General features: G+C 69.6%; 13 protein-coding genes. 11 read left to right on the forward strand and 2 right to left on the reverse strand.

Annotation, left to right across the window (positions count from 1 at the left end; all coding sequences use genetic code 11):
• Positions 1-10 precede the first annotated feature (10 nt).
• From ACZ5KV_RS06750 to ACZ5KV_RS06770, 5 genes are all read left to right on the forward strand, one after another.
• Positions 11-2,515, forward strand: a complete 2,505-nt coding sequence (locus ACZ5KV_RS06750; protein WP_464241580.1) for a diguanylate cyclase — start codon at positions 11-13, stop codon at positions 2,513-2,515.
• 252 nt (positions 2,516-2,767) lie between these two features.
• Positions 2,768-5,773, forward strand: a complete 3,006-nt coding sequence (locus ACZ5KV_RS06755; protein WP_464241581.1) for an AIR synthase-related protein — start codon at positions 2,768-2,770, stop codon at positions 5,771-5,773.
• Between the two features lie 390 nt (positions 5,774-6,163).
• A complete protein-coding gene (gene tyrS, locus ACZ5KV_RS06760) occupies positions 6,164-7,420 on the forward strand; it encodes a tyrosine--tRNA ligase (protein WP_464241582.1) in 1,257 nt (418 codons plus the stop codon).
• A 138-nt stretch (positions 7,421-7,558) separates the two neighbouring features.
• Positions 7,559-8,404 carry a UbiA-like polyprenyltransferase gene (locus tag ACZ5KV_RS06765; protein ID WP_464241583.1) on the forward strand — a complete coding sequence of 282 codons (846 nt, stop codon included), beginning with the start codon at positions 7,559-7,561 and terminating at the stop codon, positions 8,402-8,404.
• A gap of 34 nt (positions 8,405-8,438) precedes the next feature.
• Positions 8,439-8,801, forward strand: coding sequence for a hypothetical protein (locus ACZ5KV_RS06770; RefSeq protein ID WP_464241584.1), 363 nt, complete (start codon positions 8,439-8,441; stop codon positions 8,799-8,801).
• A gap of 27 nt (positions 8,802-8,828) precedes the next feature.
• Here the strand turns inward: ACZ5KV_RS06770 and ACZ5KV_RS06775 are convergent, their stop codons facing one another.
• Together ACZ5KV_RS06775 and mnmL are read right to left on the reverse strand one after the other, a co-directional pair.
• Complete coding sequence (locus ACZ5KV_RS06775) at positions 8,829-9,332, reverse strand: methylated-DNA--[protein]-cysteine S-methyltransferase (RefSeq protein ID WP_464241585.1); 504 nt, start codon at positions 9,330-9,332, stop codon at positions 8,829-8,831.
• Positions 9,333-9,350: 18 nt separating this feature from the next.
• The gene (mnmL, locus tag ACZ5KV_RS06780) at positions 9,351-10,349 is read right to left on the reverse strand and encodes a tRNA modification radical SAM protein MnmL/YtqA (protein WP_464241586.1); all 999 of its coding nucleotides are present in this window, start codon (positions 10,347-10,349) and stop codon (positions 9,351-9,353) included.
• 158 nt (positions 10,350-10,507) lie between these two features.
• On the opposite strand from mnmL, the gene ACZ5KV_RS06785 reads away from it, so the two are divergent.
• The 6 genes from ACZ5KV_RS06785 to ACZ5KV_RS06810 all read left to right on the forward strand — a co-directional run bounded on the left by ACZ5KV_RS06785 (position 10,508) and on the right by ACZ5KV_RS06810 (position 16,358).
• Positions 10,508-11,548, forward strand: coding sequence for a rod shape-determining protein (locus ACZ5KV_RS06785; RefSeq protein WP_463054681.1), 1,041 nt, complete (start codon positions 10,508-10,510; stop codon positions 11,546-11,548).
• Position 11,549: 1 nt separating this feature from the next.
• Entirely contained in the window at positions 11,550-12,464 is a 915-nt protein-coding gene (mreC, locus tag ACZ5KV_RS06790) for a rod shape-determining protein MreC (RefSeq protein ID WP_464241587.1), read from the forward strand.
• Positions 12,465-12,473: 9 nt separating this feature from the next.
• Positions 12,474-12,938, forward strand: a complete 465-nt coding sequence (locus tag ACZ5KV_RS06795) for a hypothetical protein (protein ID WP_464241588.1) — start codon at positions 12,474-12,476, stop codon at positions 12,936-12,938.
• Positions 12,922-14,712: a penicillin-binding protein 2 gene (gene mrdA, locus ACZ5KV_RS06800; RefSeq protein WP_464241589.1), complete on the forward strand. Its 1,791-nt coding sequence runs from the start codon at positions 12,922-12,924 to the stop codon at positions 14,710-14,712. Before ACZ5KV_RS06795 ends, mrdA begins: the two co-directional genes overlap by 17 nt.
• The gene (gene rodA, locus ACZ5KV_RS06805; RefSeq protein WP_464241590.1) at positions 14,709-15,824 is read left to right on the forward strand and encodes a rod shape-determining protein RodA; all 1,116 of its coding nucleotides are present in this window, start codon (positions 14,709-14,711) and stop codon (positions 15,822-15,824) included. Before mrdA ends, rodA begins: the two co-directional genes overlap by 4 nt.
• A gap of 90 nt (positions 15,825-15,914) precedes the next feature.
• Entirely contained in the window at positions 15,915-16,358 is a 444-nt protein-coding gene (locus ACZ5KV_RS06810) for a bactofilin family protein (protein ID WP_464241591.1), read from the forward strand.
• The last annotated feature ends 121 nt before the right edge of the window (positions 16,359-16,479 follow it).

The following is a 16,479-nucleotide window of genomic DNA, read 5'->3' on the forward strand; positions in this document are numbered from 1 at the left end:
GGAGCCGCCCATGAGCAGCGGAACGGAACGCCTTCTCGCCTCGGTGCGCCAGGGGCTCGAACAGGTTTTTCCGCCGGTCACGGCGCAACTCATGCGCGAGCTGGTCAAACCCAACCCGGACTTCGAGGACATCGCCCGGGTCATCGGGCTGGATCCGGTACTCTCCGCCGCCGCCCTGACCCTGGTCAACTCGCCCTTCTACGCCCTGACCCAGAAGGTCACCACCCTGGAGCGGGCGGCCGTGGTGCTGGGCACCAAGGAAATCCTCAAGATCGCCCTGTCCGTGTCCTTTGCGGGCAAGGGGCTGGTGGGCGACCGGAACGAAGCCAACTTCGCCAACTGGCGGCTGGTGGTCTGGTCGGCCATCGCCGCCGAACTGCTGGCCGAGCGCCTGTGCCCGGGCGAGGCCGACCTGGCCTACCTCTGCGCCCTGCTCAAGGACCTCTCGCTGCTGCTGGTGGCCCGCACGGCGCCGGACATGCTGCCCTACGGCGACGACGCCGAGGTGCTGACCTGCCTGCGCCCGGGGCAGATGGACGCCGAAACCCGCGCCTGGGGCCTGACCCACCCGCAGCTCACCCTGCGCGCCCTGGACGAATGGGGCGTGCCCGACCTCGGCTGCGGCTGCATCGCCCACCACCACGACACCGAGGGCGTGGACTCGCTGGCGCCCCTGGCCCAGGCCGTGACCCTGGCCACCCAGTGGTCCGAGCTGGCCACCGGCTGCGACCGCGACCCCATCCTGCTGGTGCAGTTCGAGATGCTGCTGCGCGAGCGCCTGGGCGCCTCCACCACCGAGGTGGAGGAGATGCGCGCGGTGTGCATCCAGAAATACCGCTCCATGCTCGCCATCCTGGACCTGGAGGAGGCCGCTCCGGCCACGCGGCTTTACGAGCACTCCATCCAGGCCATGCAGAACTACCACTTCCAGACCATGGAAATCACCGTGGCCACCGGCGGCACGCCCTCGGTGGCGCGCATCGCCGGACGCCACCTGCGCTGGAACTTCGGCCTCACCGACTGGGATCTGGCCCTGCGCGCCCCGCGCGACGACGGCTGGGACCTGCTGCTGTCCAAGGACGGCGCCCTGGAGGAAGCCGGGCACGCCCTGCGCGACGACGCCCTGCCCTGGCGCTACACCAAGCGCCGCCTGCTGCTGCTCTCCTCGGGCGAGAAATGGGGCGAACTGCGCCTGAAGACCAGCGCGGCCGGAGCCCTGGGCAAGGACGCCGAGCAGGACATGACCCTCTTCCTGCGTTTCCTGTCCCGGGCCTATGAGCAGTATTGCCTGCGCCACGCCGTGCTGGAGGCCAAGGCCGACACCCTGGACGCCCTGCCCGTGGGCGTGGGCCGCCTGGACGAGGAAGGCCGCGTCCTGGAACTCAACCCCGCCCTGTATGCTTTCCTGGGCAGCCCCGAGAGCCCCCAGGGCCGCGACATCATGGACTGCATGTCCCTGCTGGATGCCCCGGGGGTGGACACGGAGTGGCGCCTGTTCCTGGGCAACCCCGAGCGCCCGACCTTCTCCAAGATCTACTGCGTGGATCCGGCCAAGCCCGGCGATGCCCCGCGCTGCCTCTACTTCTCGGCGCACAAGGAACCCCGCGCCGGGCGCTCCTCGGTGCTCTTCATCGCCGAGGACGTGACCGAGGTCTCGGCCCTGGAGGCCCAGGCCCTCAAGCAGGGCGCGTTCATGGAACAGCTCGTGGAGTCCATGCAGGACATGGTCATGACCGTGGACGCGACGGGCAACATCACCTTCGCCACCCCGCGCTACTCCGACCGCCTGGCCGGGCGCAACCTGTTCGCCGTGGCCAAGCCCGTGGGCTCCTTCACCGGCGCCTGGGGCCCGGCCCTGCTGGACGACGAGGCGCCCTCGGTGGAGGTCATCCTCCAACTGCGCGACGGCACGTTCAAGTCCCTGGAGCTGATGATCTCGCGCCTGCGCGGAACCAGGATCGGCAGCCCGGCATTCCTGGTGGTCGGGCGCGACCTGACCTCCGTGCGTCGCCTGGAGGAACGCCTCAAGCGCCAAGCCCTGTTCGACAGCCTGACCGAGCTGTTCAACCGCTTCCAGTTCCACGCCTTCCTGGACCGCGAGGCCCGGCGCGCCGCTCGCACCGGCAGCCCCGTGGGCATGGTCTTCTTCGACCTCGACGGCTTCAAGGACATCAACGACACCCGGGGCCACCAGGCGGGCGACGAAGTGCTCAAGGGCGTGGCGGCCATCGTGCGCGACACCGTGCGCAAAGGCACCGACCTGCCCTGCCGCTACGGCGGCGACGAGTTCGCCATCATCGCCACCAACTCCACCCCCGAGGGGCTGCGCGTGCTGGCCGGGCGCCTGCGCGACGCCGTCGTCGCCCGCTTCGGGCCCGAGCTCGGGGTCAGCATCGGGGTCGCCTCCCTGCTGGAAGGCGAAGCCCCCGACGATCTGGTCCGCCGCGCCGACCGCGCCTGCTACCGGGCCAAGGCCCGGGGCGGCAACGCCATCGTCGAGGCCGGGGAGCCGTAGGCCGGGGCGCCCGGCGGAAGCGCCGCCCAAGGCTCCGCCGGGGCCGCCGCCCGAAGCCCGGCTCCGAAAGCGCCCGCCCGGGCCCGGCAGCCGCGCCCCCAAGCCCGGAGCCCCGCCCGCCGCGGGCCCGCCACGGGGTTTTGCTTTTTTCCGGGACTCGCGTACAGTCCCCCCGGCGCCACGGCGCCGTTTGCCGTTCCATGGCCCGCCCGCCCCGGGCGTGCCCATTTCGCCGTTACAGGAGTCGCCGCAATGCTTTGCCGCATCGAACTGGCCCCGCGCCCCCACGTCACCGACAGCGTCGGCCTGCGCACCGCGCGCGGCCTGCGCGCCGCCCTGGGGATGCCCGTCTCGCAGTGCCGGATCATCAAGGTCTTCACCATCCAGGGCGTGGACGAGGCCGGGGTGGCCAAGGTCCTCGAAGCCGGTGCCCTGCACGACCCCGTGCTGCACACCGTCTCCCGCACGCCCCTGGCCGAAGGCTTCGACTGGGCCATCGAGGTCGGCCTGCGCCCCGGCGTCACCGACAACGAAGGCCGCACCGCCCGCGAGGCCGTGGCCCTCGTCCTGGGTCTGACCAAGGCCCAGGCCGCCGATATCGCCGTGTACACCTCCACCCAGTACCTGCTTTCGGGCGACCTGGACGAGGACGACGTGCGGCGCATGGCCGGCGGCTACCTGGCCAACGAGCTGATCCAGCGCTACGAGTACAAGAGCGCCGCCCAGTGGGCCCAGGCCCCGGGCTTCGAGGCCCGGGCCGCCCGCGTCACCGGCGAGGCCCACGACGAGGTCAACACCGTGGACCTCGACGCCATGGACGACGACGCGCTCATGGCCTTCTCGCGCGAAAACACCCTGGCCCTGTCCCTGGTGGAGATGCGCACCATCCGCGACCACTACCGCGACCCGGTCGTGGCCGCCGCCCGCGCCGCCCAGGGCCTGCCCGCCATGCCCACCGACGCCGAGCTCGAAGCCCTGGCCCAGACATGGTCCGAGCACTGCAAGCACAAGATTTTCAACGCCAGAATCGACTACGACAACCGCGAAACCGGCGCCCGGACCACCGTGGACAGCCTGTTCAAGACCTACATCGCGGGCAGCACCTCGGCCATCCGCGCCGCGCGCGGCAAGGACGACCTGTGCCTGTCCGTGTTCAAGGACAACGCGGGCGTCATCCGCTTCGACGACGACCACGCCGTGTGCATCAAGGTCGAAACGCACAACAGCCCCTCGGCCCTGGACCCCTACGGCGGAGCCCTCACCGGCATCGTCGGCGTGAACCGCGACCCCATGGGCACCGGCATGGGCGCCAACCTCGTCTGCAACACCGACGTGTTCTGCTTCGCCTCGCCCTTCTGGAAGAACGAACTGCCCCCGCGCCTGCTGCACCCGCGTCGCGTTCTCGAAGGCGTGCGCGAGGGCGTGGAGCACGGCGGCAACAAGTCCGGCATCCCCACGGTCAACGGCTCCATCGTCTTCCACGACCAGTACCTGGGCAAACCCCTGGTCTTCTGCGGCACCGTGGGCCTCATGCCCGCCACCGTGGCCGGGCGCCCCAGCCATGAGAAAACCGTCGAACCCGGCGACGCCATCGTCATGACCGGCGGACGCATCGGCAAGGACGGCATCCACGGCGCGACCTTCTCCTCCGAGGAACTCCACGAGGGCTCCCCGGCCACCGCCGTGCAGATCGGCGACCCCATCACCCAGCGCAAGATGTACGACTTCCTCATGCGCGCGCGGGACATGGGCCTGTACAACGCCATCACCGACAACGGCGCGGGCGGCCTGTCGTCCTCCGTGGGCGAAATGGCCGGCATGAGCGGCGGCTGCCGCATGGACGTGTCGCGCGCGCCGCTGAAGTACGACGGCCTGCGCCCGTGGGAAATCCTGCTCTCCGAAGCCCAGGAGCGCATGACCCTGGCCGTGCCCCAGGACAAGCTCGCCGCCTTCCTGGCCCTGGCCGGGGAAATGGACGTGGAGGCCACCCACCTGGGTGAATTCACCGACTCGGGCTACTTCCACGTCACCTACGGCGAACGCCCCGTGGCCTACCTGCCCATGGACTTCCTGCACGACGGCGTGCCGCAGATGGAACTCAGCGCCGTGTGGGAGCGCCCCGTCATCGACGAACCCTACATGCCCCTGTTCATCGCCGACCACGGCAAGCTGCTGCGGACCATGCTCGGCCGCCTGAACATCTGCTCCAAGGAATACGTGGTGCGCCAGTACGACCACGAGGTCCAGGGCGGCAGCGCGGTCAAGCCGCTCACCGGCGCCCGGGCCGACGGCCCCTCCGACGCCGGCGCCCTGCGCCCCGTGCTGGGCTCCAGCCGGGGCATCGTGCTCTCCCACGGCATCTGCCCCAAGTTCTCGCGCCTGGACACCTACTGGATGATGGCCTCGGCCATCGACGAGGCCATCCGCAACGCCGTGGCCACCGGGGCGGACCCCGACCGCATGGCCGGGTGCGACAACTTCTGCTGGTGCGACCCCGTGCAGAGCGACAAGACCCCCGACGGGCACTACAAGCTGGCCCAGCTCGTGCGCGCCAACCAGGCCCTGGCCCACTTCTGCCAGGCCTTCGGGGTGCCCTGCATCTCCGGCAAGGACTCCATGAAAAACGACTACACCGGCGGCGGGCAAAAGATCTCCATCCCGCCCACGGTGCTCTACTCCGTGCTGGGCATCGTCGGCGACGTGAACCGCTGCACCACCTCGGACTTCAAGACCCGGGGCGACCACATCTACCTGCTGGGCCTGACACGCCCCGAACTGGGCGGCTCGGAACTCTCCGAGCTTTACAAGGCCCCGTTCTCCGACGTGCCCCAGGTGGACGCCGTGGCCGCGCGCACCCGCTACCGCACCCTGCACGCGGCCATGGGCCAGGGGCTCGTCAGCGCCGCCCACGACCTGTCCGACGGCGGCCTGGGCGTGGCCGTGGCCGAAATGTGCATCGGCGGGCGCATCGGCGCGGCCATCGATCTGGCCAAGGCACCCGCCTGCCCGGACGACATGCAGGACACCGACCTGCTCTACTCCGAATCCAACTCGCGGCTGCTGGTCAGCGTGCGCCCCGAAAACGCCGCCGCCTTCGAGGCCCTCTTCGCCGGGCAGCACTGCGCGCGCATCGGCACCGTGGGCGGCGACACCCTGACCATCACCCAGGGCGACCGCCCCGTGCTCGCCGAACCCGTGGAGGCCCTGGCCGCCGCCTGGAAGGCCCCCTTCGGCACCGACGGCCCCGGCGCCCAGTAGGGCGCCGGGCCGCCGGGCGCGGCTGCGCCCCGGGCCGGGGGAGGCAGGGCGGGGGAGGGGAGGGCCCCCTTTTCTTGAGGAGAAAAGGGGGCCCTCCCCTCCCCCGCACCCCCACCCCTCCCCCCCAAAAGACCTTTTTCTCTGGGGGTAAACGGTCCGGCTGCGGACGGGAACGAGGGCGAGCGACCGGAAAGCACCGGAGGCTCCCCACGGCCCCCGTTCCCGCCCCGCGCGGCGCTTCGCCGCGCGGGGCGGGAACGGCGAGCGGGGTCCAGGGGCCGTTGGCCCCTGGCGGAGGTCCAGGGGGCGGCGCCCCCTGGCGGGGTCCGGGGCAGCGCCCCGGCGAGGCCCGGAGCAGCGCTCCGGCAGTAACGACACAAAGGACGAACAATGAACATCATCGACGAACTCAAGTGGCGTGGCCTGATTTTCCAGGTGTCCGACGAGGACGGCCTGCGCAAGCATTTCGAGACTCCCGGCCGCACGTTGTATTGCGGCTTCGACCCCACGGCCAGGAGCCTGCATATCGGCAACATGGTCCCGCTGCTGGCGCTGCTGCGCTTCAAGCGCGCGGGGCATGACCCCATCGTGCTCATGGGCGGCGCCACGGGGCGCATCGGCGACCCCTCGGGCAAGGACCAGGAGCGCCAGTTGCTGGCCTATGAAGCCATCGAGGCCAACATCGGGAACATCCGCACCCAGGTCCACGCCCTGTTCGGCAAGGACACGCGGGTGGTCAACAACTACGACTGGACCAGCGGCCTGACCGTGGTCGAGTTCCTGCGCGACATCGGCAAACATTTCACGGTGAACGCGATGATGGCCAAGGAGTCGGTGCGCCAGCGCATCGAGCGCGACGAGGTGGGCATCTCGTTCACGGAGTTCAGCTACCAGATTCTCCAGGCCATGGATTTCGAATTCCTGTACCGCGCCCACGACTGCCGGTTGCAGATCGGCGGGTCGGACCAGTGGGGCAACATCACGGCGGGCACGGAGCTGGTGCGCAAGAAGGCCGGGGGCCAAGCCTACGCGTTGACCTTCCCGCTGCTGACCACGGCCAGCGGCGCCAAGTTCGGCAAGTCCGAGAAGGGCGCCATCTACCTGGACCCGAGCCTGACCTCGCCCTGGGATTTCTACCAGTACTGGGTCAACGTGGACGACCGCGACGTGGTCAAGCTGCTCAAGGTGTTCACGTTCAAGGGCCAGGAGGAGATCGCGGCCCTGGCCGCGCGGGTGGCCGAGGCGCCGCAGTTGCGCGAGGCCCAGCGGGCCCTGGCCGCCGAGATGACGGCCATGGTCCACGGCGCGGACGAGCTGGCCAAGATCGAGACCGCCGTGGAGGTGCTGTTCGGCGCGGGCGACCCCGCCGGGGCCGACGCCCCGACCCTGCGCGCGGCGCTGGGCTCGGCCCCGCAGGCGGCCTATGCGGCGGCGGAGTTGCCGCCGCTGCTCCAGATCCTCGTGGACCTGGGCCTGTGCAAGTCCAAGGGCGCGGCGCGCAAGGACGTGGAAGCCGGGGCCGTGCGCGTGAACATGCAGCCGGTGGCCGACCAGATGTTCACCCCCGGTGCGCAGGACTTCCTGCACGGCGAAGTGCTGCTGGTGCGCAAGGGCAAGAAGCACTGGGGTCTGGTGACCCTGAAGTAGCGGCCCGGGGCCCGGGACGGCGCCCGCAGGCTCCGCTCCGGGCCTTGAGTTTTTCAAGATTCGTTCTAGAAGAACCCTCATTCCCGCGCGCGGCGGGGCTTCATGGCAAACGGCCCATCCGCGCGCCACGGAGGCGTCATGAACGTCCCGGCCCTGTTGCGCATGGTCAAGATCGAGCACTCGGTGTTCGCCCTGCCCTTCGCCTACTGCGGCATGGTCCTGGCGGCGGGCGGCTGGCCGGGGCTCCGGCCCCTGGTGCTGATCACCGTGGCCATGGTCGCCATGCGTTCCTTCGCCATGACCGTGAACCGGCTGGCGGACCTGCGCTTCGACGCCCGCAACCCGCGCACCCGGGGCCGCGAGCTGGTCACCGGCGCGGTGACCGTGCGTCAGGCCCTGGCCGTGGCGCTGGGCATGGCGCTGGTGTTCGTGGCGGCCTGCGCGGGGCTGAACCGGCTGTGCCTGCTGCTCTCCCCGGTGGCCCTGGGCCTGGGCGCGGCGTACAGCTACACCAAGCGCTTCACCCCGCTGTGCCACTTCGTCCTGGGGGCGACCCTGGGGCTGGCGCCGGTGGCGGCATGGCTGGGCGTGGAGCCGCGCTTCACGGTGACGGCCTGGCTGCTGTTCTTCGGGGTGACCTTCTGGGTGGCGGGCTTCGACATCCTGTACGCCTGCCAGGACGTGGACTTCGACCGCGCCGAGGGGCTGCACTCGCTGCCCGCCGACGCGGGCCTGCCCACGGCCCTGGCCGTGTCGTGGATGTGCCACGCGAACACGGCCGTCTTCCTCGGGCTGGCCGGGGCCCTGGCCGGGCTGGGCTGGGGCTGGTGGGTCGTGTGGGCCCTGGTGTCGGCCATCCTGGTCTTCGAGCACATGCTCTTCCGGCCCGACGACATGCGCCGGGTGAACCTCGCGTTCTTCACGCTCAACGGCGTGGTCGGCGTGGCGGTGTTCGCCGGGGTGCTGCTGGGCCTGCTGTTGTAGGGAACCACCTATGGAGCCGATTATGGAGGCAGTCATGGAGCCGGTCACGGAAGAATGCATGGAGGACGCCATGGACGAATTCCCGACGCTGACGGACGCGGAGCTGGAGGCCATGGAGGCCGACGCCGAGACGCTGATGACCCTGCTCATCGACGAGGAGGCCGAGGGCGAGGTGGAGGCCGGGCGGCTGCTGCTGGAGTGGGTGCCGGGGGTCTGCCGCGAACTGGCCGGAGCCCGGGCGGAGATCGCCCGGCTGCGCGGGGTGCTGGAATATTACGCCGACCTGGGCCTATGGGAGCGCGCCCGCGCCGAGGCTCAGGAGGTGCCCGAGGCTCCGGACACGCGCGACATCGGCGCCCCGGCCCGCGAGGCCCTGCGCACGGGCGGCGCGAAGTAGCCGGGCGGGGCACCGGCCCGGCCGGAGTCAGTCCCGGTTGGTGACGGACAGGGCCGCGCCTTCGATTTCGAGCAGCAGGCGCTTCAGGTCCAGCCCACCCTCGGCGGAGAACCCCGTGAGCGCGCCGCCCACGCCGAGCACGCGGTGGCAGGGCACCAGCAGCGGCCAGGGATTGCGGGCCATGATCTGGCCCACGGCCCGGGCCGCGCCGGGGCTGCCCGCCAGGGCCGCCAGTTCGCCGTAGGTCGTGGTCGCGCCGTGGGGCACCTGGTCGCGCAGGGCCAGCAGCACCTGCCGGGTGAAGTCCGGCAGGCCGTGCATGTCCATGGGCACCCGGGGCCAGCGCACGGCCTCGCCTTCCACGTAGCGTTCCAGAGCCGCCAGCAGGCTGCGCCCCGCCGCCGTCAGCCCCGTGGGCACCAGCCCCCGGGCGTGGCGAACGCGCGAGCCCAGCAGCACGCCGTTGTGCCACGACAGTTCCAGGCCCAGGGGCCAGGCCACCAGCAGTTCGGTCTTGTCGGCGATGCGCATGGGCGGAACTCCTTGCCGTCACGCCCGGGGCGTGGCGTCCGGCGTTGCGGTCCGGGAAGCCAGGGAGGGGGGTGGGCTCGCGCCCGGGTCGAACCATAGCGGAACCGGGGCGCCGGGGTCCAGGGCTTTCCCCTGCCACAGGTCCGCCGCGTCCAAGGCGGCGGCCAGGGCGGCCAGGGTCTCGGCCTTGTGCGCGGCCCAGGCCGGAGCCAGCAACTCCCCGGGGGCCGGGTCCGCCACCAAACGGTGTATAACCACGTCGGGGCGCAGTGCCGCCAGGGCCCGGACCACCGCGGCCACGTAGGCCTCGCGCTCCAGGGGCCGCAACTCCCCGCGCCGCCACGCCGCCGCCAGGGGCGCCCCCCGGCAGACGAGCAGGTTGTGCAGCTTGACCCCGGCCACGGGCAGGGCGTTCAGCAGGGCCACGCCCTCCAGCAGGGCCAGGGGCTCCTCGCCGGGCAGCCCGGCCATGAGATGCGCGCAGACCTTGATGCCGTGGCGGTGGCACAGCTCCACGGCCCGGGCGAAGTCGGCCACGGTGTGGCCCCGGTTCACGCGCTCCAGGGTGGCGTCGCGCGCCGATTGCAGGCCCAGGTCCAGCCACAGCTCGCCCACGGGCAGCCCGGCCAGGATGCGCGCCTTTTCGTCGTCCAGGCAGTCGGGCCGGGTGCCCACGCACAGGCCCGCCAGCCCCGGCAGGGCCGCGGCCCGCTCCAATACGGCGCGCACATGCGCGGCCGGGCCGTGGGTGTTGGTAAACGCCTGCAAATAGCCCAGGCGCAGCCGGGGCGCGCGCCGGGAGGGCCCGGCGAGCCAGGCGTCCCACTGGGCGCGCAGCCCGGCCCCGGCGGCGTGGCGGCCCGTGCCCGAGCCGCGCTCGTTGCAGAAGGCGCAGCCGCCCACGGACAGGGTGCCGTCGCGGTTGGGGCACGAGAATCCCGCGTCCAGCGGAACCTTGCCGACCCGGCAGCCGAAGCGCTGGCGAAAATAGGCGGAGAGTGCGTAGTACCTGAGCACCTGATTTCACGGGGGTTTTAGGAAATTCCTGCGAAACCTTGCTTGATGGAAGGGGTTTGTATATCAAGCCCTTTGAACGGCGGCGCATCGCTTCCGGGTGTCAGGCCCGGCTTTTTCCCCTCCGCGCCGCACCACCGGGTTGACCCAAGAGAGTTTCCATGTCCAGAATTATCGACACGGTTCTTGGATTCTTTTCCAACGACCTCGCCATAGACCTGGGGACGGCCAACACCTGCGTCTACGTCAAGGGCCAGGGCATCGTGCTGCGCGAGCCCAGCGTCGTTGCCGTGAAGCAGGACAACCGCGGCGGGCGCAAGGTGCTGGCCGTGGGCAACGAGGCCAAGCAGATGCTCGGGCGCACGCCCGCGAACATCATGGCCATCCGGCCCATGAAGGACGGCGTCATCGCCGACTTCGACGTGACCCAGGAAATGCTCAAGTACTTCATCATGAAGGTACACAACTCGCGCCGCCTCGTCCGCCCGCGGATCATCATCTGCGTGCCCACGGGCATCACCCAGGTGGAAAAGCGCGCCGTGAAGGAAAGCGCCGAGAGCGCGGGCGCGCGCGAGGTCTACCTCATCGAGGAGCCCATGGCCGCGGCCATCGGCGCCAACCTGCCCATAACCGAACCCACCTCCAACATGGTGGTGGACATCGGCGGCGGCACCACCGAGGTGGCGGTCATCTCCCTGTCGGGCGTGGTGTACTCCAAGTCCGTGCGCGTCGGCGGCGACAAGATGGATGAAGCCATCATGCAGCACGTCAAGCGCAAGTACAACATGCTCATCGGCGAATCCACGGCGGAGTCCATCAAGATCCAGGCCGGCAGCGCCTACCCCTCGGAGAACGAGACGGAAATGTCCGTCAAGGGCCGCGACCTGGTGTCGGGCATTCCGCAGAACATCACCATCACCTCCGAAGAGGTGCGCAAGGCCATCTCCGAACAGGTGGACGCCATCGTCCAGGCCTGCCGCATCGCCCTGGAGCAGACCCCGCCCGAGTTGGCCGCCGACATCGTGGACCGCGGCATCGTGCTCACCGGCGGCGGCGCCCTGCTCAAGGGACTGGACCAGCTCCTGCGCGAGGAAACCGGCCTGCCCATCACCGTCGTCGACGACCCCCTGTCCACGGTGGTTCTCGGGTCCGGCAAGGCCCTGGACAACCTGGACGTGCTCAAGGAGGTCACCATAGACTAGGATGGGCTCCAAAAAGGGCGTCGTCGCCATCATCCTCCTCGCGCTGTTCCTGTACCTCAGCCTGTATGCGTGGAACGCCCGCACCGGCGTTCTGGACGATGTGGCCAGCCGTTCCGGGCTGGAGTTCGTCGGCCTGGTCATCAAGCCGGGCCAATGGGTCGCGGACCAGAGCGCCGCGCTGTGGAAGCGCTACATCTACCTCGTGGAACTGCGCCAGGAGGGCGACGCCCTGCGCGCGCGCCTGGACGCGCTGACCCTCGAGCTGGCGCGCGCCCGCGAGCAGGCCGCCGAGGTGGAGCGCCTGCGGCAACTGCTGTCCTTCGCGCCGCCCCAGGACTGGGACGGCATCGGCGCGCGGGTCATCGCCCAGCGCATGGGCCCCAACGCCGTGCTCGAAAGCATCACCATCGACAAGGGCACCATGGGCGGCGCGGCGGTGAACACGCCGGTGGCCACGCCCGAAGGCCTCGTGGGCCGCGTGCTGCGCTCGGGGCTGAGCGTTTCCACCGTGCTGCTCGTTACCGACCACAACAGCAAGGTGCCCGTGCTGGGGCGAACCAACCGCACCACGGGCGTGCTCACCGGCCAGGGCCCCGGCAGGCCGCTGGAAATGCGCTACGTGCCCCTCAACGCCCCGGTGGACGTGGGCGAAATTCTGATCACCTCCGGGCTGGCCCAGATCCACCCCAAGGGCCTGCCCGTGGCCCGGGTCATCGCCGTGGAGCGCTCGGAGATTTCCCTGTTCCTGACCGTGCTGGCCGAGCCGCTGGTGGACCTGCGCGACCTCGAAGAGGTGCTGCTGCTCATGCCCGAGGCAGGGCAGCCCGGTGCCGCACCCGAGGCCCTGGCCGCGCCCGCGGCCCCCGAAGCGCCCGGCGCCCCGGCCCAGACCGCCCCGGCGCCCGGGGCGCAATAGGGGCCGCCCATGCACACCTTCCTGTGGTGGCTGGCCTACACGGTGGCCGCGGTCTGGCTCCAGCGGGCCCTGCCGGGGCTGGACGCCTTCGGCCCGGCCGTGGTCGTCCTGCTGCAGGAGCGCAAGGCCCGCCAGCTTCTGTGGCTGCTGCCGTGCTGGATCCTGCTCCAGGAAGGCATGGGCAGCGCCCCCTTCGGAACCATGATCCTGTGGTATGCGGGGCTGGTGGGCTTCTTCGTCCTCGGGCGCTGGCTGTTCGAGTCGCGCAACGTGCTTTTCGTCTTTTTCATCGGCGTGTTCATGGGCGGGTGGCACTTCGCGCTTTTGAGCGGCATGGCCGTACTCCAGGGCCTGACCCTGGACCCGCAACATCTGGTCTGGGACAGCGTGCAGCAGGCCATGGCCTTCCCCGTGGGCTGGGCCGCGCTGTATACCCTCTACGTACGGCAGGTGCGCAGTGTCGTCGCAGCTTGAGCCCGAAGGGCAGATTCCGCCCGCAACGGGGCTCATCCTGCTCCAGGCCTGCATCTGGGGCCTGTTCTGCATCTTCGCCCTGCGCTTTTGGTACCTGCAGGTCTACAAGGGCGAATACTTCGCGGCCAAGGCCCGCGACAACCAGTTACGCCAGGAGGCGACCTTCGCCCCGCGCGGGCTGGTGCGCGACAGAAACGGCGAACTGGTGGCCGTGAACGAGCCCGCCTACGCCCTGGGCCTGGTGCGCGAGGACGTGAAGGACCTGGACGCCACCCTGGCCCAGATCGCCCAATGGACGGGCACCCCCGAGGCCGAGTTGCGCGAACGCTTCGAGAAGGGGCGCCGCCGGGTCAAGCCCTTCGAGCACCTGATCCTGGTGCCCGACCTGTCCTTCGACCTCGTGGCGCGCATCGAGGCCAACACCCTGTTCTGGCCGGGGCTGGAGATCGTGGTCCGCCCCAAGCGGCGCTACCCGCAGGGCGACCTGCTGGCCCACGTGCTGGGCTATGTGGCCGAGGCCAACGAAGAGGAACTGGAAAAGGACTCCGGGCTGGCCCTGGGCGACAACGTGGGCAAGGGCGGGTTGGAGCTGGTGCTCGAAAACCGGCTGCGCGGGGTCAAGGGCCTGAACCAGGTGGAGGTCGACGCCACCGGGCGGCGGCTGAACCAGATGATCATCGCCGAGCCCGGGGCCGGCGAGGACATCAGCCTGTCCATCGACCTGGGCCTGCAACGCCGCTGCACCGAGCAAATGGCCGGGCACGCCGGGGCCGTCGTGGTTCTGGACCCCGACACCGGGCGTCTCCTGGCCTTCGTCAGCACGCCCTCCTTCGACGCCAACATGTTCGTCACCGGGCTGTCCACCGAGCAGTGGACGGCCCTGCGCGACCACCCGCGCCACCCGCTGCAGAACCGGGTCATCCAGAGCATGTTCCCTCCGGGGTCGGTGTTCAAGCTCGTGGTGGGCGCCGCCGGGCTGGAGGCGGGCATCAACCCGCGCGAAACGGTCTATTGCGGCGGGCAGGTCATGCTGGGCAAGCGCATCTTTCGCTGCTGGCGCAAGCAGGGCCACGGCGCCGTGAACTATCAGCAGGCCCAGGTTCAGTCCTGCGACGTGTATTTCTACAGCATGGGCGAGCGGTTGCGGGTGGACAAGATGGCACCCTTCGCCATGGCCTGCGGCTTCGGCGAGCGCACGGGCATCGAGCTGCCCCACGAAAAGGGCGGGCTGGTGCCCACGCCGGACTGGAAGCGGCGGCGCTTCGGCGAGCCCTGGGTGGGCGGCGACAACTACAACATGTCCATCGGCCAGGGCTTCACCCTGGTCACCCCGCTCCAGGTCACGCGCTTCGTGGGCGCCCTGGTCAACGGCGGCACGCTCTACAAGCCGCTGCTGCTGGCCGACCAGGAGCCCGAGGCCCAAAGCCGCCTGCCCATGAGCGACGCCACGCGCCAGCTCATCGTGGACGCCATGGTCGAAACCGTGAAATCGGGCACGGCCCGGCGCCTGCAACGCCGCGATGCGGTCATGGGCGGCAAGACCGGCACGGCCCAGGTGGTCAAGCTGCGCCTCAAGGAAGGCGACAAGCGCGAAACCACCGAGGAAATGGCCTACGAGGAACGCGACCACGCCTGGGTGGCCTCCTTCGGGGAAAAGGACGGCCAGCGCTACGTGGCGGTGTGCATGGTCGAGCACGGCGGGCACGGAGGCTCCGTGGCCGGCCCCATCCTGGCCTCGGTGTACGACTACCTGTTCGGGGAGGCCACGCGATGAGCCCCATGGACCGGCGCATGCTCTACCACATCAACTGGCCGCTTCTGGGGCTGGTGGCGCTGCTGTTCGCCGTGGGCGTCGTCAACCTCTACTCGGCCAGCGGCTTTCGCATCGAAACCGGGCAGGCCATGGGCGCCTTCTACAAGAAGCAGCTCATCTGGGGGCTCATGGGCCTGGGCGGCATGGTCGCCTTCCTGTTCCTGGACTACCGCCACCTGAAAACCCTGGCCTGGCCGCTGTTCGTGGTCTCCGTGCTGCTGCTGTTGTGCGTGCCGCTGTTCGGCAAGACCATTTACGGCGCCAAGCGCTGGCTGGACCTGGGGTTCTTCAACCTCCAGCCCAGCGAAGTCGCCAAGATCAGCATGCTGCTCATCGGGGCCAAGCTGCTCTCGCGCGGGTCGCGGCCCATGGGCTGGGGCGAACTGCTGCTGGTGCTGCTGGTGGGCCTCGTGCCCGCCGGGCTGATCGTCATCCAGCCCGACCTGGGCTCCGGCCTGTCCGTGCTGCTGCTGCTGGGCGGGATGATCCTGTATCGCGGGCTGCGCAAGAACGTGCTGCGGCCGCTGCTGCTCCTCGGGCCGCTGCTGCTGCCCCTGTCGTGGTTCTTCCTGCACGACTACCAGAAACGGCGGATCCTGACCTTCCTGGACCCCTCCACCGACCCCCTGGGCTCGGGCTACCACATCAACCAGTCGCAGATCGCCATCGGCTCGGGGCAGATCTGGGGCAAGGGCTACCTGGCGGGCACCCAGAGCCAGTTGCGCTTTCTGCCCGAAAAGCACACCGACTTCGCCATCGCCGTGTTCGGCGAGGAGTGGGGGTTCATCGGCGCCATAATTTTGCTTTCACTTTTCAGCCTGTTTCTGTATCAAATCTTCGTCACGGCCAGCGTGGCAAAAGATCGTTTCGGCAGCTATCTCGCGGCCGGAGTGTTCTTTTATTTCTTCTGGCAGATACTCATCAACATGGGCATGGTTCTCGGACTCATGCCCGTGGTCGGCATCCCGCTGCCGTTCATCAGCTACGGCGGCAGCGCAATGGTCGTGAACCTGTGTCTCATCGGCGTGGTCGTCAACGTGTCCATGCGCCGCTTCGTGTTCAAGCGGTCGTAGGGCCCGGCGCGACCAGGCCATACCCAGGGCGGACAAGACGCGCCCCGGCCCGGCTTCCCCCTCCCGGCCCGGGCGCGAAAGGAGCAACTCATGGCACGCGACGAGATCAACGCCTTCCTCGGCACCGGCACCACCTACCAGGGTCGGCTCGACTTCCAGGGCTCGGTGCGCATCGACGGCACGTTCAAGGGCGAGGTGGCCTCCCAGGGCACCCTGGTCATCGGCAAGGACGCCAACGTGGACGGCACGGTCAACGTGGGCCAGCTCATCATCAGCGGCAGGCTCCAGGGCGAAATCAACGCCAAGGACAAGGTCATCCTGCACAAGACGGCCAACGTGGTCGGCAGCCTGAACACCCCGGTGCTAGTCATCGAGGAGGGCGCCGTGCTGGAGGGCCAACTGACCATGGGCGGCAAGGGCACGAAAAAGACCGCCGCCCCCCTTCCGGGCACCGCTCCGGCCCCGGGCCAGGGGGATAGTGCAAATAGTAACAAGCCGGAGCCTCCAGCGGCGAAAACCGGACTTTTCCGCTGAGGTTCCTAGCGTTTCCGGCTGGTTGCCCACCTGAGTCAACGCCCCGTTTCCCGGGAAAAAAGCTTTGACAGAAGGCTGAAAACCAGCTAAAGCCCGTTTGACTTTGCTCAATAATTCACAA

The organism is Desulfocurvus thunnarius, from assembly GCF_055390965.1.